The sequence below is a fragment of the Brevundimonas sp. NPDC058933 genome (genome assembly GCF_049315965.1).
Taxonomy (GTDB): Bacteria; Pseudomonadota; Alphaproteobacteria; order Caulobacterales; family Caulobacteraceae; genus Brevundimonas.
On the sequence record NZ_JBMOSL010000001.1, the window covers coordinates 1154986 to 1175912 of the forward strand.

18 protein-coding genes and 1 tRNA gene are annotated in these 20927 nt (G+C 65.8%); 6 read left to right on the forward strand and 13 right to left on the reverse strand.

Going from position 1 to position 20927, the window contains the following annotated elements:
• Nucleotides 1-54: 54 nt before the first annotated feature.
• A complete protein-coding gene (locus ACOZBP_RS05670; RefSeq protein WP_422675399.1) occupies nucleotides 55-1653 on the reverse strand; it encodes an amidase in 1599 nt (532 codons plus the stop codon).
• Nucleotides 1587-3836, reverse strand: a complete 2250-nt coding sequence (locus tag ACOZBP_RS05675; protein ID WP_422675400.1) for a S9 family peptidase — start codon at nucleotides 3834-3836, stop codon at nucleotides 1587-1589. Before ACOZBP_RS05675 ends, ACOZBP_RS05670 begins: the two co-directional genes overlap by 67 nt.
• A gap of 138 nt (nucleotides 3837-3974) precedes the next feature.
• Between ACOZBP_RS05675 and ACOZBP_RS05680 the strand changes: the two genes are divergently transcribed.
• Both ACOZBP_RS05680 and ACOZBP_RS05685 read left to right on the forward strand, forming a co-directional pair.
• A complete protein-coding gene (locus ACOZBP_RS05680) occupies nucleotides 3975-4790 on the forward strand; it encodes a ferredoxin--NADP reductase (RefSeq protein ID WP_422675401.1) in 816 nt (271 codons plus the stop codon).
• A gap of 4 nt (nucleotides 4791-4794) precedes the next feature.
• Nucleotides 4795-5127 (forward strand): chorismate mutase, encoded by a 333-nt coding sequence (locus ACOZBP_RS05685; protein WP_422675402.1) that lies wholly within the window; start codon nucleotides 4795-4797, stop codon nucleotides 5125-5127.
• A gap of 8 nt (nucleotides 5128-5135) precedes the next feature.
• On the opposite strand, the gene ACOZBP_RS05690 is transcribed toward ACOZBP_RS05685, so the two are convergent.
• Complete coding sequence (locus ACOZBP_RS05690; protein ID WP_422675403.1) at nucleotides 5136-5489, reverse strand: Hpt domain-containing protein; 354 nt, start codon at nucleotides 5487-5489, stop codon at nucleotides 5136-5138.
• Nucleotides 5489-6898 (reverse strand): amino acid permease, encoded by a 1410-nt coding sequence (locus tag ACOZBP_RS05695; RefSeq protein WP_422675404.1) that lies wholly within the window; start codon nucleotides 6896-6898, stop codon nucleotides 5489-5491. Before ACOZBP_RS05695 ends, ACOZBP_RS05690 begins: the two co-directional genes overlap by 1 nt.
• 195 nt (nucleotides 6899-7093) lie before the next feature.
• On the opposite strand from ACOZBP_RS05695, the gene ACOZBP_RS05700 reads away from it, so the two are divergent.
• A tRNA-Lys gene (locus ACOZBP_RS05700) sits at nucleotides 7094-7169 on the forward strand.
• Nucleotides 7170-7309: 140 nt separating this feature from the next.
• On the forward strand, nucleotides 7310-8251 hold the full coding sequence (locus ACOZBP_RS05705) for a DUF808 domain-containing protein (RefSeq protein WP_422675405.1): 942 nt from the start codon (nucleotides 7310-7312) through the stop codon (nucleotides 8249-8251).
• Nucleotides 8252-8259: 8 nt separating this feature from the next.
• Here ACOZBP_RS05705 and ACOZBP_RS05710 read toward each other — a convergent pair whose 3' ends face one another.
• The 7 genes from ACOZBP_RS05710 to cyoA form a co-directional block, all read right to left on the reverse strand.
• The gene (locus tag ACOZBP_RS05710; RefSeq protein WP_422675406.1) at nucleotides 8260-8805 is read right to left on the reverse strand and encodes a response regulator transcription factor; all 546 of its coding nucleotides are present in this window, start codon (nucleotides 8803-8805) and stop codon (nucleotides 8260-8262) included.
• The gene (locus ACOZBP_RS05715) at nucleotides 8802-10124 is read right to left on the reverse strand and encodes an ATP-binding protein (protein WP_422675407.1); all 1323 of its coding nucleotides are present in this window, start codon (nucleotides 10122-10124) and stop codon (nucleotides 8802-8804) included. Before ACOZBP_RS05715 ends, ACOZBP_RS05710 begins: the two co-directional genes overlap by 4 nt.
• A complete protein-coding gene (locus ACOZBP_RS05720) occupies nucleotides 10121-10834 on the reverse strand; it encodes an SURF1 family protein (RefSeq protein WP_422675408.1) in 714 nt (237 codons plus the stop codon). Before ACOZBP_RS05720 ends, ACOZBP_RS05715 begins: the two co-directional genes overlap by 4 nt.
• A gap of 67 nt (nucleotides 10835-10901) precedes the next feature.
• Entirely contained in the window at nucleotides 10902-11291 is a 390-nt protein-coding gene (gene cyoD, locus ACOZBP_RS05725) for a cytochrome o ubiquinol oxidase subunit IV (protein WP_422675409.1), read from the reverse strand.
• A complete protein-coding gene (gene cyoC / locus ACOZBP_RS05730; RefSeq protein WP_422675410.1) occupies nucleotides 11288-11932 on the reverse strand; it encodes a cytochrome o ubiquinol oxidase subunit III in 645 nt (214 codons plus the stop codon). Before cyoC ends, cyoD begins: the two co-directional genes overlap by 4 nt.
• Before the next feature lie 4 nt (nucleotides 11933-11936).
• Entirely contained in the window at nucleotides 11937-13946 is a 2010-nt protein-coding gene (gene cyoB / locus ACOZBP_RS05735) for a cytochrome o ubiquinol oxidase subunit I (RefSeq protein ID WP_422675411.1), read from the reverse strand.
• 13 nt (nucleotides 13947-13959) lie between these two features.
• Complete coding sequence (gene cyoA, locus ACOZBP_RS05740; protein WP_422675412.1) at nucleotides 13960-15192, reverse strand: ubiquinol oxidase subunit II; 1233 nt, start codon at nucleotides 15190-15192, stop codon at nucleotides 13960-13962.
• Nucleotides 15193-15382: 190 nt separating this feature from the next.
• Between cyoA and ACOZBP_RS05745 the strand changes: the two genes are divergently transcribed.
• Nucleotides 15383-16726, forward strand: coding sequence for an MFS transporter (locus ACOZBP_RS05745; protein ID WP_422675413.1), 1344 nt, complete (start codon nucleotides 15383-15385; stop codon nucleotides 16724-16726).
• A 199-nt stretch (nucleotides 16727-16925) separates the two neighbouring features.
• Entirely contained in the window at nucleotides 16926-17357 is a 432-nt protein-coding gene (locus ACOZBP_RS05750) for a hypothetical protein (RefSeq protein ID WP_422675414.1), read from the forward strand.
• 72 nt (nucleotides 17358-17429) lie between these two features.
• Here the strand turns inward: ACOZBP_RS05750 and ACOZBP_RS05755 are convergent, their stop codons facing one another.
• Both ACOZBP_RS05755 and ACOZBP_RS05760 read right to left on the reverse strand, forming a co-directional pair.
• Nucleotides 17430-18338, reverse strand: a complete 909-nt coding sequence (locus ACOZBP_RS05755) for a hypothetical protein (protein WP_422675415.1) — start codon at nucleotides 18336-18338, stop codon at nucleotides 17430-17432.
• An 11-nt stretch (nucleotides 18339-18349) separates the two neighbouring features.
• On the reverse strand, nucleotides 18350-20881 hold the full coding sequence (locus tag ACOZBP_RS05760) for a hypothetical protein (RefSeq protein ID WP_422675416.1): 2532 nt from the start codon (nucleotides 20879-20881) through the stop codon (nucleotides 18350-18352).
• Nucleotides 20882-20927: the final 46 nt, after the last annotated feature.

The window sequence follows — 20927 nt, forward strand, 5'->3', positions numbered from 1 at the left end:
GGTTAGCGACGCGGAGGGGATTTCAGACGATTCAGACGAATTGGACTCTGTTTTTTAGCGGCCCGAAGCCTCCGGCCTCGGCGGCGCCCGACGTTCCTTCGTCGCCTGCTCATAGGCATGGCCCAGCGACAGGATGCGGGCGTCGTCCCATTTGCCGCCGATGAAGCTGAGCCCCACGGGCAGGCCGCGATCAAAGCCCATCGGCACGGTCAGGTGCGGATAGCCCGCCACCGCCGCCAGCCGACTCGCCGAACCCTGCATATCATCGTCGTCTTTCGGATCATTGGTCCAGGCGCGCGAGGTTGTCGGGGCGATCAGGGCGACCACGCGGTGCTCGGCCATCATCCGGTCGATCCCGTCCGGCCCCGCCGCCTGCAAGGACTTCGCCCGCGCCTCGACATAGGCGGGATCGGTCAGACCCCCGGTCGCCTGGGCCCGTTCGAACAGGTCCTGGCCGAACAGAACCGTCTCGCGCGGTTCGGCGGCGTTGAAGGCGATGACGTCGGCCAGGGTCCGCGTCTTCACCTGAGCCGGATCGGTCGAGGCCAGATAGGCGTTCAGATCGTGCTTCAGCTCGGTCAGCAGAACCGTCAGCTCCCATCCGCCGATGGCGCGCAGGTCTGCGGGTCCCTGTTGGATCTCGACCACCTCGGCCCCGGCGGCGCGCAGGGCGGTCAGCGCGCGCTCGAACTCGGCGCGCGTCTCGGCGGAATAGGAGGACAGCAGGAAGCGCATCACCCCGATCCGCGCGCCCCTCAGGCTGTCGGCGTCCAGCGCCGCGCGATAGTCCACCTTGCGCGCGTCAGCCTCGACCGTCGCGGGGTCGGCGGGATCGCTGCCGGCGATGACGGTCAGGACGATGGCGGCGTCCTCGACCGTCGTGGCGATGGGGCCGGCGGTGTCCTGCGAATGACTGATCGGCACGATGTGGGTGCGGCTGACCAGACCCACGGTCGGCTTGAACCCGACCACGCCGTTGACCGAGGCGGGACAGGTGATCGACCCGTCCGTCTCCGTGCCGATGGCGACGGGCGCCAGGCCGATGGCCACGGCCGCCGCGCTGCCCGACGACGACCCGCAGGGCGTCCGTTCGGGGGCGTAGGGATTGCGCGTCTGACCGCCGACCGCGCTCCATCCGCTGATCGACTGCGACGAACGGATGTTGGCCCATTCCGACATATTGGTCTTGCCGAGGATGATCGCCCCGGCGTCGCGCAGTCGGACCACCAGGGGCGCATCACGCCCCGGCGCGTTGCCAGCCAGAGCCAGCGATCCCGCCGTGGTCGGCATGTCACGGGTTTCGATGTTGTCCTTCAACAGGACAGGCAAGCCGTCCAGATAGCCCTCCCCCTCGCCTTTCGACCAACGGATGTCCGACGCCAGCATCACCAAGGCATTGGGAGCCAAGCCCTCGCCCGTCCCTCGGTCGACCCGCAGCGCCCAAGAGGCATGGCCCGGGCCATAAATGGCCATGTCGTCGACGATTTTCGCCGCCGTGGGAGGCGCGTACCTGGCGGTCGTGACCGCCTGTTCTTCCTGTGCGGTAGCGCACGCCGTCAGCGCCAGGGCGCTGACGGCGGCGGCGATCAGTCCGCCTTTGCGGGCGCCCTTGCGCCAATGGTGCGGTCGAGGAAGTCGAGGTAGGTGCGCCATAGGTGAAGCTGCCTCTCATTGCCGCGCACGCCGTGACGCTGGCCGGGATAGAGCATGGTCTCGAACGGGATGCTCTTTTCCTGCAGCGCGTTCAGCACCCGCGTGGTGTTTTCAAAGATGACGTTGTCGTCGGCCATGCCGTGCAGCAGCAGCAGACGCCCGGTCAGGTTGTCGAGGCGACCCAGCACGTCCGACGCGGCATAGCCCTCCACATTGGCCTGCGGCGTCGACATATAGCGCTCGGTATAGGCCGTGTCGTAGAGGCTCCACTCGGTCGGCGGGGCACCGGCCAAGGCGGCAGCCAGACCCATCTTGGGCTCGGTCAGGGCCATCAGGCTCATGAAGCCGCCATAGGACCAGCCCATCATGGCGATGCGGCTGTCGTCGACGTAGGGCAGCGACCGCAGATAGTCGGCGGCGATGACCTGATCCTCGATCTCGGGCTGGCCCATCTTCAGATAGAGGGCCTGCTTGAACGCCGCCGAACGGTCGCCCTCGCCCCGGTTGTCTAGGCGGAAGACGATGTAGCCGGCCTCGGTCAGCAACTGGTTGGTCGCCCCCTGCCAGCCGTTCTTGACGCCCCCGCCCGAAGGGCCGCCGTAGACCTGCATGACGACCGGATAGGTCTTTGTCGGATCAAAGTCAGGCGGGGTGGTCATCTGCCACATCAGGGTCTCGCCGTGGCTTTGCAGCGTGCCGAAGGTCGGCTTCTGCTGGCGTTCGGCATAGGGCCAGAAGGGGTGGCCGGGCTGGAGCTTGTTCTCCTCGATCCAGCGCACGCGCTGGCCGTTGATCGAGTACAGCGCCGACTGCGGCGGCGTGTTCACGTCGGTATAGTTGCCGACGTAGGCCGTGCCGGTCCTGCTGACCGAGGCGCTCCACCAACCGCCGCGCGGGGTGATCTCGACCGGCGCGACCGGGCGTTTCAGGCTGGCGCGGAACAGCTGCTGCTCGATGGGATATTCCTTGCCGTCGCGCATCGAAGCGGTGAAGAAGACCTCGCCCGTCGCCTCGTTGACGCCTTCCAGCGCCTTGACCGGATAGTCGCCGCGCGTGATCGCGCGCAGGCGGCGGCCGTCGCGGTTGTAGAGGTAGAGGTGCTTCCACCCGCTCTCTTCGGACGCCCAGATGAAGTCGCCGTTCGTCAGCGCCTTGAAGTCATGGTTCAGCGGCACCCAGGCGTCCGACCGTTGGGTGGCGATGACGCGGCTGACACCCGTGGCCGGATCGACGCTCAGCAGGTCCAGGGTCTTCTGGTCGCGCGACAGGCGCTGGACGTACAGGGTCCGCCCGTCCTTGGCCCAGTTGACGCGGGCCAGATAGATGTCGGTATCAGCGCCCAGGTCGACCTTGACGCGCTGACCAGCCTGCACATCCTGCACATAGAGCTCCACCACGGCGTTGGGGCGGCCGGCGCGGGGGTAGCGCTGCTCGGTCACCGAGGCGCCGCCGCCGGTGATGTCGAGGCGCGGTATAATGTCCACCTGCGTCTCGTCAGTGCGTTGCAGGGCGATGAAACGCTCGTCCGGGCTCCACCAGTAGCCGGTGTCGCGATCCAGCTCTTCCTGGGCGATGAACTCGGCCGTGGCCCAGGTGATCAGGCCGTCGCCGTCCGAGGTGATGGCCTGTTCGGCGCCCGAGGCCAGGTTGAGCACGACCAGATCCTGATCGCGCACGAAGCTGACATAGGCGCCCTTGGGCGAGACCTTGGCGTCGATCTCGTCCGCCGTGGTTTCGGTCAGGCGGCGCACCGCGCCATCCGCGCGGTTGGCCAGGAAGATGTCGCCTTCCAGCGGGGCCAGAATGTAGCGACCCTGCTCGTCCCACGAATATTCCACCACGCCGCGCGCCGAGATGCGCATGCGCTCGCGGCGCGCCTTCTCGGCCTCGGACAGTTCGCCCGCGTCAGGGACCAGGGCGCGAGCATCGATCAGCTTGAACGGCTCGCCGCCCGCGACCGGCGCGGCCCACAGGTCCAGCACGTCCACGTCGTCCTCACGCGAGCGCAGGAAAGCGACCAGTTCGCCGTCGGGCGACAGGCTTACGCCCTTGGCCACCGGCCCGGACAGGGATGGATTGGCGAAGACCCGCTCGACCGTCAGGATCGAGGACGCCGGTGCGGTCGCCGCCGGGGGCGAAGCGGGTTGCGGATTGGTCTGGGCGAAGGCCGAGGTCGCAGCCATCAGGATCGTCGAAGCAAGAAGAAATGTGCGCATGGCAGGGAAGCTAGAGGCGGAATCTTCCGCCGTCATCCGCAAATCTGCCCGACTGCGACGCCCGCGAGCCTTTCGCATTCGCCCGCGACGGCCTAGGTAGTCGCCATGTCTGACGCCTCCACCGCCGCGCCGCCCGTCAAGGCCAGCCCGTTCCATAATCTGGAAGTCCTGTGGGTCCGCCACTGGAACGACCAGCTGTTCAGCTTCGGCGTGAAACGGCCCGAGGATTTCCGCTTCCGCTCGGGCGAATTCGTCATGATCGGTCTGCCCGGCGAAGATGGCGGCAAGCCCGTTCTGCGGGCCTATTCCATCGCCAGCCCCTTCTGGGCCGAGGAGCTGGAGTTCTTCTCGATCAAGGTCGAGGACGGTCCCCTGACCTCCCGCCTGCAAAAGATCGTAGCGGGCGACAGCGTCCTGATGGGCAAGAAGCCGACCGGGACCCTGGTGCTGGACGCCCTGACCGGCGGCGAGCGTCTGTGGCTGATCGGCACCGGCACCGGCCTGGCGCCCTGGCTGTCCGTCGCGCGCGATCCCGAGACCTATTCCCGCTTCAAGCAGGTCATCGTCTGCCACACGGTCCGCAATGTCGGCGACCTGGCCTATCGCGACTTCTTCGCCCACGAGATCCACGACGACCCGCTGATCGGCGACGAAGCCAAGGCCCAGTTGACCTATTACCCGACGGTGACCCGCGAGCGCTTCGAGACGCCCGGCCGCATCACGGACCGCATCAGGTCGGGCGACGTCTTCGCCGACCTGCAACTGCCCATCGGCTTCTCGCCCAACAGCGACCGCGTCATGCTGTGCGGCTCGATGGCCATGATCAAGGAGACCGGCGAACTGCTGGAATCCTACGGCCTGAAAGAAGGCTCGAACGCCGAACCCGGCGACTATGTTCTGGAGCGCGCCTTTGTCGGCTGATCTGATGACCGCCCCCCGTTCCATCGCCATCGACGAGCGCAAGGCGCCGGAAGACTGCGCCACCATGGTCGATGTGCGTCAAGGCGTGGATGCTCTGGACCGGGCGCTGGTGACATTGCTGGCCGAGCGTCAGCGCTACATGGACGCCGCCGCCCGCATCAAGCCGAACCGCGACGCCGTCTTCGATCAGGCCCGTATCGACGACGTGGTGGCCAAGGTCCTCACGGCCGCCCGGACAGCCGGCCTGTCTCCGGACATCGCCGAGCCGGTCTGGCGTCTGCTGATCGACCGCTGCATCGCCCATGAGTTCGCCAGGTACGACGCGACGCGGGGCTGAGGCGAACCTCAGCCCTTCAGGCTTCTCAACATCAGCTCATGACGATAGGCGGCGATGTCGGTCAGGACGGCGTCCAGCGCCGTCTTGACCCGCTCAAGCCCGGCTTCGGCCACGGCCTGCTCGCCGTGCTCGGCCTCGGCGCAGACGGCCGCCAGGTCACGCGCGCCAATCCCGGCGCCGGCGCCCCGGATGGTGTGGACCGCATCGCGCCAGCCTTCGGACGCGGCGTCCAGCATGGGCGACCACAGGACAGCCTGCTGAACGAACAGCCCCAGCACCTCCTCGGTGATGTCGTCCATGCCGCCGGTCATGGTCTCGAGGACGGTGAAATCCACCGCTCCCGTCAGATCCCGCGTCGCCATCAGGCGTCCTTGCTCTTGGCCAGTCGTGCGTTCTTCGACGACCACAGCAGATAAATCGCCAGACCTCCCAGATTCCAGAGCAGGAAATAGAACTGGGTCGAAGCCTTCAGGCTGAAGAAGAAGACGATGCAGCCGACGATGGCGATACCGCCTACCAGCTGCCAGAGCGGCGCCTTGAACTTGCGTTCGCGGTTCGGTTCGCGGACGCGCAGCACGATCAGGCTGACGCCCACGGCCATGAAGGCCATCAGGGTGCCGGCGTTGGCCAGAGACGCCAGTTCGTCCAAACGCATGATGCCGGCCAGTATGGCCACGACGATGGCGGTGAAGATGGTCACGACGGTCGGCACGCCGCGGTTGGAAATCCTGGCCAGACGGTTAGGCAGAAGGCCATCGCGCGCCATGCCCAGGAAGATGCGGCTCTGGCCGAACAGGAAGGCCAGCAGCACGGTCGGCAGGGCGACGACCGCGGCCGCAGCGATCCACTGGGCGGCGACGCCCTGGCCCAGACCGCGCATGATATGGGCCAGCGGCTCGGGGCTGTCGGCGAAGCTGGCGACGGGGGCTGCGCCGATCGCGGCGGCGGCGACGGCGATATAGAGGATGGTGCAGATCACCATCGACCCGACAATGCCGATGGCCAGATCGCGCTCCGGCTTCTTGGTTTCCTCAGCCGCCGTGGCGATGGCGTCGAAGCCGTAGAAGGCGAAGAAGATGATGGCCGCCGCCGCCATGACGCCCGTCTGGACGAAGGGCGCGCCAAAGCCGTGCGGCATGAAGGGGGTGAAGTTGGCGGCGTCAAAGCGCGGCAGGGCGATGGCGACAAAGGCGACCAGGGCGGCGATCTTGATGACCACCAGCACGGCGTTCAGCGTGGCGCTTTCCCTGGTCCCCATCAGCAGCAGACCCGTCACCACGGCGATGATGAAGACGGCAGGCAGGTTGATCAGGCCGCCCTCGACATGCGGGCCGACCGTCAGGGCCAGCGGCAGATCGAGACCCATCCCGGCCAGGAAAGGAATGGCGTATCCCGACCAGCCCACGGCCACCGCCGACACGACCAGCGAGTATTCCAGGATCAGGCTCCACCCCACGACCCAGGCGAAGATCTCGCCCAGGGCCGCATAGGAGTAGGTGTAGGCGCTGCCCGACGCGGGCATGATGGTCGACAGTTCGGCATAGGCCAGGGCCGCGCAGGCGCAGACCAGACCCGCCAGACCAAAGCTGATCAGCACGGCCGGCCCCGCCAGGCCGGCCCCGACACCGATCAGGGTCAGGATGCCGGTCCCGACGATGGCGCCGACGCCCAGCGCCATCAGGTGCGGCCAGCTGAGGGTCTTCTTCAGCGCCGGCCCTTCGTGCGGGGCCAACATCGCATCGATCGACCGCCGACGGTTCCAGAACGCCATGTCTACGTTTCCCCAAGACCGCCTCTGTCGGCGGCTGATTCCGCGCGGACCTTAGCGCGCGAGACAAACTTTAGAAAATGCCGTAATCAACGCTTGCGCCTCCTCTGCATCATGAGTATTAGGAGCGCCCTTCGGGCAACCTCTACGGGTCGTTGCGAAGCACCGGCGCCGCACCAATGGCGCAGACGACGGTACGGGTGATTAGCTCAGTTGGTAGAGCAGCTGACTCTTAATCAGCGGGTCGTAGGTTCGAACCCTACATCACCCACCATCGTCTCTCTCAGTATTCCCAGGCAGGCTGCTTCCCTCTTGAGGGAAACTCTTGGCGGTTCGCTGCTCGACCTCTTTCCAAGACGCCTTGTCGCAGGCAGGAAGAAGGCTCTGCCTTTTTCCTCTCCTTGCGGTGTTCCCATGCCTTCTGGACTGATGGCCCTGATCGACGATGTCGCTGGGATCGCCAAGCTGGCGGCCGCCTCGATCGACGACATCGGCGCCGCATCGGGCAAGGCCGCCAGCAAGGCGGCTGGCGTGGTCGTCGATGATGCGGCGGTGACCCCGAAATACGTCACCGGCCTGTCGCCCAGCCGCGAACTGCCCATCATCGGCAAGATCGCCATCGGCTCTATCCGTAACAAGCTGTTGCTGATCCTCCCCGTGGCCCTGCTGCTGACTGCCTTCGCGCCCTGGGCCATCACGCCGCTGCTGATGTGCGGCGGCGCCTACCTCTGCTTCGAGGGCGCCGAGAAGGTGATGGAGATGTTCAGCGGTCACGAGGCCGAAAAGGCGCCCGTCAGCGACGACCCCGCCCATCTGGAAAAGACCACCGTTTCCGGCGCTGTGCGGACGGATCTGATCCTCTCCGCCGAGATCATGACCATCGCCCTTGCCGACGTCTCGGACGCGCCGCTGCTGACCCAGGCCGGCGTGCTGATCGTGGTCGGCCTGGCCATGACTGTAGCCGTCTATGGCGCCGTCGGTCTGCTGGTGAAGCTGGACGATATTGGCCTGCACATGGCGGAGCGCGCTTCAAGGACCAGCCGGGCCATCGGACGCGGTCTGGTCAAGGCCATGCCGGGCGTCTTCTCGGGCCTGTCCGTCATCGGCACGGTCGCCATGCTCTGGGTCGGCGGCGGCATCCTGGTGCACGGCACGCACACGCTCGGCCTGGCCTGGCCTGCTGAACCGATCGAGCATCTGGCCCACGCGGTCAGTGGTCTGGTCGGACCGCTCGGCGGCGCCGCAAGCTGGACGACCACAGCCCTGCTGTCGGCCTTGCTGGGCCTGATGGTCGGCGCGGTCCTCGCCGTGCTGCTGCATCAGATCCTACGATTGTTCGGACGCGGCGCCCACTAACCGCGCCCCTAAGTGACCTGACGCTTTTCCAGCTTCCGCGCCAGGGTGCGGCGATGCATCCCCAGACGACGGGCCGTTTCGGAGATGTTGAAGTTGGTCTCAGCCAGAACTTCGTGGATCCGCTCCCACTCCAGCGTCTTGATCGAGGTCGGGCGGGCGCTGAGCGCCGCGTCGGGGTCGCCGTCCTGACGGGCGAAGGCGGCCTCGATCTCATCCGTGCCAGCGGGCTTGGCCAGATAGTGACGGGCGCCCAGCTTGATCGCCTCCACAGCGGTCGCAATGCTGGCGAAGCCGGTCAGGACAACGATGTTCAGCTCGGGATCAAAGGCGTGCAGGGTCTGGACGCAGGTCAGGCCCGAGGCCGCCCCCAGCTTCAGGTCCACCACGGCGTACTGGGGATGATGGAGGGCCAGAAGTTCGAGCAACTGCTCATGGCTGCGCGCCGACACCACCTCGTACCCGCGCCGTTCGAACGACTTGCGCAGCGTCTTGGCGAAGGCCTCGTCGTCCTCGACGATCAGCAACTGGCGGGGGGTGTCGGCAGGATCAGTCATTTGGGCGCCAAGGCCTCCAGAGGCAGGCTGAGACGGACGCTGCCGCCGCCGTCGCGTCGGTTGGCGGCGACGACGCCGCCGCCCAGCTTGCGCATCACATTAAACAGAAGAAAGAGCCCCAGTCCCGCCCCTGCCCGGCCCTTGGTCGATTGATAGGGCTGGCCGACACGAGCAAGGATGTCGGGCGCAAAGCCCGGACCGTCGTCGTTGAACTCGACCGACAGCAGGTCGTCTTCCAGTGTTGCTGCGATTATCATCCGCTCGGCCCCGGCCTCATGTGCGTTGTCTAACAGAGCGCTGAAGACCTGCTTCAGGGCGGGATCGGCGATGATGCGCGGATCCCGCGGCGTTGGCCCGCGCAGGACCACGGCCATCCCGTCGTTGGACTTCTCACGCCAGTCGGCGACAATCTCGGACAGGAAGCCGCCCAGGGTGGTGATGGTCGGCGCCTCGCCCCGGGCCTCGCCCGCCGACATCAGGATGCCGGTGACGATGGTCTTGCAGCGCTCGACCTCGGCCTGCATCTCGGCGATGTCGGACTTAAGGTCGGCGTCGGCGGTCAGTTCCGGCATCCGCTTCCAGTCGCTGAGAATGACCGACAGAGAGGCCAGGGGCGTGCCCAGCTCATGCGCGGCGCCCGAGGCCAGCAGGCCCATGCGGACGATATGGTCCTGCTCCGCCGCCTGTTGCCGGGCGTCGGCCAGATAGGCGTCACGCGCCCTCACGTTCTGGGTCGTCCGCGTCACGAAGGCCACAAGCAGCACGGCGATCAGGATGAAGTTGACCAGGGCGCCGGCCTGGATCAGCCCCAGGCGCGCATCGGCGCTGGGCGGCAGCAACAGCGGTTGATGCCATACGGCCAGCAGGCCCAGGCAGGCGCTGGTGACCAGGACGAAGCCCCAAGCATAGGGAGGGCGCAACAGGACCGCCGCCAGCACGATCTGCATCAGATAAAGCGCCGCAAACGGATTGCTCGCCCCGCCGCTGAAGAAGAGCAGCCAACTGAGCGCGGCCACATCGACAAAAAGGGCCAGCAGCAGTTCGGGGTCGGTCACGCTCTGACGACGCAGGGTGACCGGCGCGCTGGCCAGATTCATCAGCGCCAGCCCGGTCGGGGCCAGCAGCAGCATGCCCAGCGGCAGGGGAATCTTCAGCCCCCAGTGGACGACGGCGATGGTCACGACCTGCCCCACCACCGCCAGCCAGCGCAGTTGGATCAGCAGCAGCATGTTGCGCCGCCCGGCAGCGCCCGGCGACACCGACACCTCGGCCCGGTCGTCCAGACCCAGCAGGCCGCGCGCGAAGCCTGTGGCGCTCATCGCGCCGCCCTCCGACGCTTTTCCTCACGCGCGAACAGGACGAAGCCCGCCGCCGACATCAGGGCCAGCCCGAACCAGGTCAGGGCGTAGATGAGATGCGTATTGGCGAAGCGCACCACAGTCAGTCCGCCGCGTGGCCAGCCGCCGGGATTGGGGGTCGCGTCGGCGTCGATGAAGTAGGGAGCGACCGGTCCCTGCAGCCCCCTCGCGCTGGCGATGCCCGCCACGTCGCGCGAGAACCAACGGTCGCCTGCCGGATCGTTGTCGCGCAGGAAGCCGCCGTCCGGCTCGCTCAGGCGGAGCAGGCCGACGACGGTCGTCTGGCCCTCCACCTGGCCAGCGGCGCGATCCGTCGGCTTCTGATGTTCGGACGGGACGAAGCCCCGGTTGATCAGGACGGTGAAGCCACGGTCGGTCGTCAGCGGGGTCAGCACCCAATAGCCGGGACCGAGGTCCGTCACCGCCTTTACCAGAGCCTCATTCCGATGATCGAAACGGCCGCTGACGACGACCCGACGATACTGATCCGCCTGACGCGTGACCGCCTGCCTTGGTGGCGGCGCGGCGACGGGCGCGGCGTGGATACGGGCATCAACCTGACGGATCAGGTCCTGCTTCCAGGCCAGACGCTGCACCTGCCAGACGCCCAGGGCGGAAAAGCCCGCGAACAGGACGGCGAACACGACCGCGCCCAGGATCAGCACGGTCATGCTGCGCGGCGGCCGGGCGGGTCGCGACGACGGGTCTATGGCGCTTCTCCCCGGCTGGCCGTCAGGCTCAGCCCATGGTCTGCATGTCGTGGGTGGGCATCATGTTGGTGTTCAGGTGATACATCACCCAGACCGACCCCGCGACGGCGATCACCACAATGACGATGGTGAAGATCAGCGCCAGCATGTTCCACCCGCCCTCGGACTTGTGGTTCATGTGCAGGAAGAAGATCATGTGCACCACGATCTGCACCACAGCGAAGGCCGTGATGACCAGACCGGTCGTCTGGGGCGCCAAGGCCTCGGTCATGACCAGCCAGAATGGGATCGCCGTCAGCACGACCGACAAGACGAAACCAAGCAGATAGGTCTTGAACGAGCCGTGATCGTGGTCGTCGCCGTGAGCGTGGTCATCATGATGATCCACAGCGTGTTCCTCGTGGGCCTCGGCGCTCATCGCAGCATCCCGAACAGATAGACGAAGGTGAAGACGCCGATCCAGATGACGTCCAGGAAGTGCCAGAACAGGCTGAGGCACATCAGGCGGCGCTTGTTGGCCGGGATCAGACCCTTCTGCCAGACCTGGATCATCAGCGTGACCAGCCAGATGCAACCGAAGGTGACGTGCAGGCCGTGGGTGCCGACCAGAATGAAGAAGGCCGACAGGAAGCCGCTGCGCTGAGGCGTGGCGCCCAGGTGGATCATGTGGGCGAACTCATAGAGCTCGATCCCCAGGAAGCAGAGGCCGAAGACGCCGGTGATCGCCAGCCAGATCTGCATCTGGGCCGTGCGGTTCTTGACCATGGCCAGCATGGCGAAGCCGTAGGTGATCGACGACAGCAGCAGCATCGACGTGTTCAGCGCCACCAGCGGCAGGTCGAACAGGTCCTTGGGCGCCGGGCCGGCGGCGTAGTTGCCGCCGATCACCGCATAGACGGCGAACAGCATCGCGAAGATGAGGCAGTCGCTCATCAGGTACATCCAGAAGCCCAGCATGGTGCTGTGGCCTTCCGGGTGATGCGGCTCCTCGACCGGGTGGTAGATCGGCCGCCCGGCCTCGTCGACGTAGTCATGGTTCAGGGAGGAAGCGTGGCTCATCGGATCACCCCTTCGCCGCTGCGGCCGCCAGGGCCTTGGTGCGCGCGTCCTCGGTCGCCTGCACCGTCTCGGCCGGGATGTAGTAGTCGCGCTTGTAGTTGAAGGTGTGGAAGACGGCGTAGGCGATCAGTGCGAAGAAGCCGAGCGCCGCCAGCCACCACATGTACCAGATCAGGGCGAAGCCCACGATCAGAGCCAGACCCGAAAGGATCACGCCAGCGCCCGTGTTGGACGGCATGTGGATGGCCTTGAAGCCCTCGACCGGACGCGCGTAGCCGCGCGCCTTCATGTCCCACCAGGCGTCCGAGTCATGGATGATCGGCGTCTTGGCGAAGTTGTAGTCCGGCGGCGGCGAAGACGTGGCCCACTCCAGGGTGCGGCCGTGCCAGGGGTCGCCCGTCTCGTCACGCAGCTTGTCGCGGTTGATGATCGAGACGGCGAACTGGACGAACATGGCCAGGATGCCGATGGCGATGACGCCCACGCCGACCGCCGCGATGACGAACCAGATCTGATACGAGGGATCGTCGAACACGCGCATCCGACGCGTCACGCCCATGAAGCCCAGGACGTAGAGCGGCAGGAAGGCCATCCAGAAGCCGACCACCCAGCACCAGAAGCTGACCAGGCCCCACTTCTTGTCCAGCTTGAAGCCGAAGGCCTTGGGCCACCAGTAATTGATGGCGGCGAACAGGCCGAACAGCACGCCGCCGATGATGACGTTATGGAAGTGGGCGATCAGGAACAGCGAGTTGTGCAGGACGAAGTCCGCCGGCGGCACCGCCAGCATGACGCCCGTCATGCCGCCGATCACGAAGGTCAGCATGAAGGCGACCGTCCACATCATCGGCAGTTCAAAACGGATGCGGCCCCGGTACATGGTGAACAGCCAGTTGAAAAGTTTGGCCCCTGTCGGGATCGAGATGATCATCGTCGTGATCCCGAAGAAGGAGTTCACGGATGCGCCCGAGCCCATGGTGAAGAAGTGGTGCAGCCACACCAGGTAGGACAGGATGGTGATGACCACCGTCGCATAGACCATGGAGGTGTAGCCGAAGAGCTTCTTGCCCGAGAAGGTCGAGGTGACTTCCGAGAAGACGCCGAACAGCGGCAGGATCAGGATGTAGACCTCGGGGTGGCCCCAGATCCAGATCAGGTTCACGTACATCATCGGGTTGCCGCCGAAGTCGTTCGTGAAGAAGTTGGTGCCGATGTAGCGGTCAGCCGACAGCAGGGCCAGAACCGCCGTCAGCACCGGGAAGGAGGCCACGATCAGGACGTTGGCGCACAGCGAGGTCCAGGTGAAGACCGGCATCTTCATCAGGCCCATGCCCGGCGCGCGCATCTTCACGATGGTCGCGATCAGGTTGATGCCGGACAGGGTGGTCCCCACCCCCGCGATCTGTAGCGCCCAGATGTAATAGTCGACACCGACGCCGGGACTGTAGCCGATGCCCGACAGCGGCGGATAGGCCAGCCAGCCGGTGCGCGCGAACTCGCCGATGAACAGCGAGGCCATGACCAGCACCGCGCCCGCCGTGGTCATCCAGAAGCTGAAGTTGTTCAGGAAGGGGAAGGAAACGTCCCGCGCCCCGATCTGCAGCGGCACCAGATAGTTCATCAGGCCGGTGATCAGCGGCATGGCCACGAAGAAGATCATGATCACGCCGTGGGCGGTGAAGATCTGATCATAGTGGTGGGCGTTGAGATAGCCCTCGGACCCGCCAAAGGCCATCGCCTGCTGCAGACGCATCATGACGGCGTCGGCGAAGCCGCGCAGGAACATGACAAGACCCAGGATCATGTACATGATCCCGATCTTCTTGTGGTCGACCGTCGTGAACCACTCGGTCCAGAGGTAGCCCCACAGCTTGTAGCGGGTGATCAGGGCCAGGGTCGCCAGACCGCCGAGCACCACGACAGCGAAGGTGGCGATCAGGATCGGCTCGTGGAACGGCAGGGCGTTCCAGTCCAGTCGGCCGAAGATCATGGATGCGATTTGATCAATAGACATGTCGGTCAGGCGCTCAGGATTGCGACGCAGCAGGGGCGTCGGCGGCGGCAGGCGCAGGAATGCGAGAAGCGAAGGGCCAGCCGGTTGCGGCGACTTCTGTGCGGGCGACCTGACCCGGGCGAGCCAGGCCCATGCCCATGATCTGTTCGCTCGGGGTCGAGCGGGTCATCTGCAGCGCCAGTTCCTGACGACGGCGGGCGGCGTCCACAGCAGCCTTCTCAGCCTCCAGCGGGGTGCAGACCGCCATGACGTAGGATTCGCCGGAACCGAGAACAGCCTCGCCGCGGCGGGCGTACTTGTCGTGAACCAGCGGCCAGGTGGCGTGAACGGCGGTCAGTCCCAGCCCGCCCTTCTTGTCGATGGCCATCATCTCGCCCATGCACATCTTGCCCGGCTCGACGCACATGTTCAGCACGGCGTCAAAGAGACCCTCGTCGACTGAGGCGTAGTGCAGTACGGGCACCTTCTCGCTGGGCTTCTCCAGTTCCAGATAGGTCTCGCGATCCAGCCCCTTGCTGTCGGCGCGCACGCCGGCGACCCACTGGTCGAAGCCCGCCTGATCCAGACCGTGGAAGGCGAAACGCATGTTGGAGAAGCCGTCGCCGGAATAGTTGGCCGAGAAGCCGACATATTCGCCCGGATGGTTGATGACGGCGTGCAGCTTCGTCTCCATGCCCGGCATGGCGTAGATCTGACCGGCCAGGGCGGGAATGTAGAAGGAGTTCATCACGCCGGAAGACGTGATGTGGAAACGGATCGGCCGATCCACAGGCGCGGCCAGTTCATTGACCGTGGCGATGCCGTATTCCGGATAGATGAACAGCCATTTCCAGTCGAGGGCGACGACGTTGACCTGCAAGGGTTCGATGTCTGCAGCGATCGCCTGCCCCCTGTTGACCCGATCCAGCGGACGGTAGGGATCCAGCAGGTGCGTGCCCGACCAGGTGATGGCGCCCAGGCAGATGATGATCAGCAGCGGCGCCGCCCAGATCACCAGTTCCAGATGGGTCGAATGGTCCCAGTCCGGCTCGTAGCGGGCTTCCTTGTTCGATTCCCGGTACTTCCAGGCGAAGAAGATCACCATCGCCATCACCGGGATGACGATGATCAGCATCAGCACCACCGACCAGACCAGCAGATCGCGCTGCTGGGCCGCAATGTCGCCGGCAGGCGACAGCACAACAGCTTCACAGCCCGGCAGCAGGGCCAGAAGGGGCAATAGCAAGAGAGGTCGCAGGCGGCGCACGGCGGTTCCTGTCCGGGAAGAGGGCTCTGGCACGATCATTGTGCGCGGCCCGTAGCGCCGCCCGCCGGGAGGGGACATTGGACAATCCGTCCTATCCCCCCCGACGACGATCGGGAGCAAATGGCGACTTTCGCCATTCTTACCATGTCGGCGCGCGTGTCGCGCCCGGGTCCAGGGAACGTCATCGGTCATGAACGCCAACAGCGGCGCGCCTTCTTCAGAGCCCCTCGAGCGGGACGCCAGCCAGATCAACGCGCGACACGGCAAAATCGACGCCGGAGAAATTGCGATCGGCGTGATCATCGGCCGCACGTCGGAATTCTTCGACTTCTTCGTCTACGCCATCGCCTCGGTCGTGGTCTTCCCGCAACTGGTCTTCCCCTATGCGGGACCGCTGGGCGGGACCCTGCTGTCCTTCGCCGTCTTCGCCGTGGCCTTTATCGCCCGTCCGTTCGGCACGGCCCTGTTCATCGCCATCGACCGGCGCTTCGGACGCGGGACCAAGCTGACAATCGCCCTTTTCCTGATGGGGATTTCGACCGTCGCGCTTGGCTTCCTGCCCAGCTTTGACCAGGTCGGTCACTGGGCGGCGGTCATGCTGATCATCCTGCGCATCGGTCAGGGCGTGGCCTTGGGCGGCGCCTGGGACGGCATGGCGTCGCTGCTGGCCGTCAGCGCGCCAGAGAACCGTCGTGGCTGGTACGCCATGGTGCCGCAGCTGGGCGCGCCCTTCGGCCTGATCGTGGCCAGCGCCCTGTTCGCCTACTTCCTCAGCAAACTGTCAGCCGCCGACTTCCTCGACTGGGGCTGGCGCTATCCCTTCTTCGTGGCCTTCGCCATCAACGTGGTGGCGCTGTTCGCCCGCCTGCGCATCGTGGTGACGCCCGCCTTCCAGGCCGCGTTCGAGACGTTGGAACTGCACCCCGCCCCCGTGATCAAGGCCGTGCGAGAGGAAGGCGGCGGCATCGTCATCGGCGCCTTCGCCCCCTTGGCCAGCTTCGCCATGTTCCACATGGTGACAGTCTTTCCGCTGTCCTGGGTCTTCCTCTACACGGAAGAATCGCCCAGCCGCTTCCTGATGATCGAGTTGGTCGGCGCCGTCTTCGGCCTGGTCGCCATCCTAGCCTCGGGCTGGCTCGCCGACCGCTATGGCCGCCGCGCCCTGCTGGCCGTCACCGCCGCCGGCATCGCCGCCTTCTCGGGCTTCGCGCCCCAGATGCTGGACGGCGGCCCCATTGGCGAACTGGCCTACATGATCCTGGGCTTCATCCTGCTGGGCCTGTCGTTCGGTCAGGCCTCGGGCTCGATCGCCTCCAGCTTCAGCCTGACCAACCGCTACACCGCCTCGGCCCTGACCTCGGATCTGGCCTGGCTCTTCGGCGCGGGCTTCGCGCCGCTGGCGGCTCTCGCCTTGTCGGGCAAGTTCGGTCTGGTGGCGGGCGGCGGCTATCTGCTCTCGGGCGCCATCTGCACCCTGCTGGCCCTTTGGCTGAACCGCGAACTGGGCCGAGGCCGCGCGGGCGCTAAGACCTGACGCCCCCCAAACGGGCTACCCCATCTTAAAGGGGGCGCGATCCGGATCGCGCCCCCTTTTTCATGCGTTCCGCCGGCAAGACCAACAAGGTTAGCGACGGTTTACGATGGCGTTTAAGCGCCCGCTAAGCCTGTCTGCTCGCGTCAAGTTAAGAGCGGCCAAGTATCGTCCTGTTGAAATCAAGGGTGATGAGGACGTCATGACCAAGTTGAAGCCGGCAAAACGCCGTATGTTTCTAGCCGTGACGGCCGGTCTGTCCGCGGCTCTGCTCCCGCACGTCGCGTGCGCGGGCCCCACGGCAGGAAACTCCTATCAGCTACGCGCCACTGTTCCCGTGGCCTGCTGGGTCCGTCCGACCGGCGCCGTCATGGCCGAGGCCGGAAGGATCGGCTCGGTCGTCGAAGCCTGCAACAGCCCGGGCGGCTTTACCGTCTCCGCTCAGTACCGTCCGCTGACGGGAACGGAAAAAGCCAGGATCACCTACGGCAATCGCTCGCTGAATCTCTCCAGGAGCGGCATGCTGGAACTGCGTCGCTCCAACATGGCCACCATCCGAACCGTGGATTATCGCTTCGACGAAGTCGAACTGGAACAACCCCTGATCCTGGCCCTGACGATCCAGCCCATCTAGGCGGATTGAACCTCCAAGCCGAGAACGCCCCGCAGATCCTGCGGGGCGTTCTGGTTTCCGCGCTCCGTTCCGTCAGATCGCAGCCACAGTGAAGGTCAGGGTGTCGCTGTAGTCGCCGGCGCGCTTGCCCGCCACGTCGCCGATCCGCACGCTCAACGGATAGTCGTCCTGACGAGCGGTCTGGGACACGACGCTGAAGGTGTCGCTGCCCTGCAGGTTGATGTTCTGCGGGCCGACCTTGAGCCTGTAGTCGACATACCAGCCCGACGCCCCTTGCCGCAGCCGCCCCTGATTGGCCGAGGTGATGGAGACGCGGTAACCGCCCGTGCTGTGCACGTAAAGCGAAGCGTTCAGGGGTCGCGGCCCCTCGGTCAACTCGCCCAGGTCAATGACAGCCGTTCCCTGCGGGCGCGTGAACTCGCCCTTCAGGCCAATGGCCGCGGCCGCAGCCACCTCAAGCGCCAGGGTGACGGGTCGCGCGGCATGAACCTGTCCATTGTCCTGCTGCACAAGCAGATGAAGGGTCTGGGCGTAGCGCCCCTGCGCTGCACCGGCGTCCGGGAAGGCCGCAAAGGTCAGCCTGGCAGGCATGCGCTCGCCCTGCTTGATCCTGACGCTGGAACCTCGACGACGCGGGCTCTGGCCGGTGACAGGGGTTATGTTCACCCCGCCATAGGTGTCGTCCACCAAGGCATAGCGGACGACCGGCGCGCCGGCCGGCCCCCTCAGCCCAAAGGACTCGCCCTGGAGGAACGCCAGGATGTTGCCGTTGCAAGGCGTGGCCCCGGTGTTCACCAGAGAGATGTCGAACTGCCGCTGGGCGACATCGTCCTCCAGCGGATTGTAGCGGATCGTCCACTGTTCAAGCGCCGGCTCGATCGCCAGTTCGCACTTGTCCTGAGCGGACGTCTGGTCCGGAAACAAGGCCAGCAGGCCGAGAGCAGCGACTGTGGCCAGGGATTTCGAAACGGTGGAGACCATGATCGTCTTCCTCATTGGTCTGTGATGTCGACCGGCACGGTGGCCGTCTTCAGATCCAGCAGACCTTCGTTGTCGAGCGGCACCGTGAACTCGAAGCCGGCGCCCGGTGACGTAAAGAGCTCGACCCGATAGGTCTTGCCCGGAACCAGCTTCTGGATCGCGAACCGTCCAGCCGAGTTGGTGAAGAACAGCTCCGGCTCCGCCGCCGGATCATCGGCCAGTCGCACGCGTCCCGAGATCAACGCCGCAGGCTTCGCTGCGTTGCCCACCAGTCGTCCCAGCGCCGAGACAAAGGCCTCGCTGCCCACCTGGATGGCGTAGCCGCTCTTGTAGCCCGGACGCACCCGTCGCACGCCCTCGCCGATGTCATAGCCCGCCGGCACGCCCAGCACGTCATAGCGCACGGACTGGTCGACATAGGAGGTCAGGCTGTTGGACACCGCAGGTCCCAGGGCCCCGCTGCGCGAGGTATAGTTCCCCCGCTCGAACGACTCGCCGACAATCACCGGCCTGTCCTCCAGCGACTGGTGCGGATACAGAATGGCGAAGCTGTCGTAGATGTTGCGGCCGATGGCCACCTTGCCGCCCGCGGTCGAGATAGAGGTGCCAACCCGCAGCGACGTGATCTGCTCGTCGGTGACGCTGCTGAAGCTCGGACCAAAGGTCGAGTGCGTCAGGCTGGCGTCGAAGCGGTTGGCGATATAGTCGACCTGCCCGCTCAGCGTGCCGGGGCCATCGTCGTAAGTCGAAGCGACGGAATAGCCGAACGAGCCTACGCGGTTTTCCGTCGACTGCTGGAACCGCACGCTGCCGCTGTTGCGGGCCGAGCTGTAGCGCGCCTCGCCGCGACGATCATAGCGCGGTTGCCAGACCAGGGCGAAGGTCACGCCGGCGCCGTTGGCGTTGCCTGCGGCGAAGTTGTCGCCGAAGTCGACCCATTCGGCCCCGACCTGCACGCTCCATTGCGGACTGAAACGATAGGAGCTGACGGCGTTCACCACATAGGCGTCGTCATTGCTTCCGCGCCCCATCCGATAGGAGGTGCTCAGCGTCGCAGTCCAGTCTTCGGTGAACTGATGCGAGTAGGCGCCAGTGAAGACCCATGACGTCGGGTTGGACCCGAACTCATTCCCCAGGGTGGCGTACTCTTCGGACGTATAGTCGGCCACGACCGTCCAGCTGTCGTAGGTCTCGCCCAGATCGACAAAGTGATCATAGCTCAGCGCATAGGCGTAGCCGCCGCCATTATCCCCATTGCTGGCGGACGCATCCAGTTGAAGCCGCGCGCCGTTGCGCAGAATGAACTGGGTCTGGCCGGTCACGTTCTGAACGGTTTCCGAGGCTTGCAGGCCAAGACCCACCGCCGGCTTGTTCACGAAGGCCTTGCGCCAGAACCCGCTGAAGGCCAGCGAGCCGTCGGAATAGTCCGGCGAACCGAAGGTCCCGCCGTTGGTGACGCCCAGATAGGCGCCATACTCGTAGTCGCCAGGCTCCAACTCAATCGAGTCGAGATAGGCGCTGTAGGACACGGTCTCGCGACGGCCGGACTCGTTCTGGATTTCCAGCTGGACGTCGTTGGAACCGGCGTCGAGCGGTAGATTGGACAGGTCGTACTGGCCCGGGTCCAGGCGGAACTCGCGAATGAAGATCCCGTTGCGCAGCACCCTGACGGTCGAGGACTCCTGCAACACCAGTTGCCGGCCGCCGGCCAGAACGTTGTTGCGGAAGCTGTCAAAGCGCTGTTTCTGACGCGTCACCCCGACGCCGCCCATTTCGGCAAAGCCCTGACGACCGCGGGTTTCGACGTTCAGATCGCCCAGATACCAGCGACGGTATTCGGCCGGCTGGTCGAAGACGAAGCGGGCGTAGCGGCGCTCGATCTCGTAGTCGCCCGAGAACTGATCCTCGCGCCCCTGAAAGTCGCTCTCGAACACCAGGTTCTTGTATCGGACGGCGCCGTTCAGGAAGACGCTCGGGGCCGTCACGTCCCCGGAGGACTGGCGTCGCGACACGCTCAGATTGGTGTTGAGGTAGGCGCTGAAGTCCTCGGCCTTCTCGCCGGGCTCGTCGGCGCGGCCGCCCTGGAACAGGGATTCCACCGAACGCTTGGTCGGGTCGATGCGCAGCACCAGAACCGCCAGCTGATCAGGATCATAATCCAGCGAAATGCCGGTGGCGTTGATCTCTTCAGGCGCAAACGACTCCACGCCCGCCAGACGGCTCCTCAACTCCTCCTGAGCCTCAGGCGTCAGCAGGGGGTCGATCAGCGCGCGGAAGCCCACGCTCTCGACGATGAAGCGGTCATCGCGCGTCAGCAGCACCGGCATTTCGCCCAGGACGCGCCGATTGAAATTCAGCGGCACCGTCATGGCGATGTCGCGGTCGTAGGGATTGATGTTCGGCCGCGTCTGCGGCGTGGCCTCGACAGGAGCGGCCGTTGGCGTCGGCGATACGGCCTGCGCCGCCTGTGCCGCGGCCTGCGAGGCCGCCTGCACCATGCCTGCGACCTGGGCGTGGGCCCAGCCGCCCGGCACGGCCATCACGGCTGTCGCCAGCGCAATCCTGGACGCCGCCCCCCGCAACGCCTTC

Excerpts from the sequence above, each read along its gene's own strand:
- ACOZBP_RS05670 (WP_422675399.1), bottom strand. The coding sequence starts at position 1,653 with ATGGCGCACCTACCTCGACTTCCTCGACCGCACCATTGGCGCAAGGGC.
- ACOZBP_RS05675 (WP_422675400.1), bottom strand. The coding sequence starts at position 3,836 with ATGGCTGCGACCTCGGCCTTCGCCCAGACCAATCCGCAACCCGCTTCG.
- ACOZBP_RS05680 (WP_422675401.1), top strand. The coding sequence starts at position 3,975 with ATGTCTGACGCCTCCACCGCCGCGCCGCCCGTCAAGGCCAGCCCGTTC.
- ACOZBP_RS05685 (WP_422675402.1), top strand. The coding sequence starts at position 4,795 with ATGACCGCCCCCCGTTCCATCGCCATCGACGAGCGCAAGGCGCCGGAA.
- ACOZBP_RS05690 (WP_422675403.1), bottom strand. The coding sequence starts at position 5,489 with ATGGCGACGCGGGATCTGACGGGAGCGGTGGATTTCACCGTCCTCGAG.
- ACOZBP_RS05695 (WP_422675404.1), bottom strand. The coding sequence starts at position 6,898 with ATGGCGTTCTGGAACCGTCGGCGGTCGATCGATGCGATGTTGGCCCCG.
- ACOZBP_RS05705 (WP_422675405.1), top strand. The coding sequence starts at position 7,310 with ATGCCTTCTGGACTGATGGCCCTGATCGACGATGTCGCTGGGATCGCC.
- ACOZBP_RS05710 (WP_422675406.1), bottom strand. The coding sequence starts at position 8,805 with ATGACTGATCCTGCCGACACCCCCCGCCAGTTGCTGATCGTCGAGGAC.
- ACOZBP_RS05715 (WP_422675407.1), bottom strand. The coding sequence starts at position 10,124 with ATGAGCGCCACAGGCTTCGCGCGCGGCCTGCTGGGTCTGGACGACCGG.
- ACOZBP_RS05720 (WP_422675408.1), bottom strand. The coding sequence starts at position 10,834 with ATGACCGTGCTGATCCTGGGCGCGGTCGTGTTCGCCGTCCTGTTCGCG.
- cyoD (WP_422675409.1), bottom strand. The coding sequence starts at position 11,291 with ATGAGCGCCGAGGCCCACGAGGAACACGCTGTGGATCATCATGATGAC.
- cyoC (WP_422675410.1), bottom strand. The coding sequence starts at position 11,932 with ATGAGCCACGCTTCCTCCCTGAACCATGACTACGTCGACGAGGCCGGG.
- cyoB (WP_422675411.1), bottom strand. The coding sequence starts at position 13,946 with ATGTCTATTGATCAAATCGCATCCATGATCTTCGGCCGACTGGACTGG.
- ACOZBP_RS05745 (WP_422675413.1), top strand. The coding sequence starts at position 15,383 with ATGAACGCCAACAGCGGCGCGCCTTCTTCAGAGCCCCTCGAGCGGGAC.
- ACOZBP_RS05750 (WP_422675414.1), top strand. The coding sequence starts at position 16,926 with ATGACCAAGTTGAAGCCGGCAAAACGCCGTATGTTTCTAGCCGTGACG.
- ACOZBP_RS05755 (WP_422675415.1), bottom strand. The coding sequence starts at position 18,338 with ATGGTCTCCACCGTTTCGAAATCCCTGGCCACAGTCGCTGCTCTCGGC.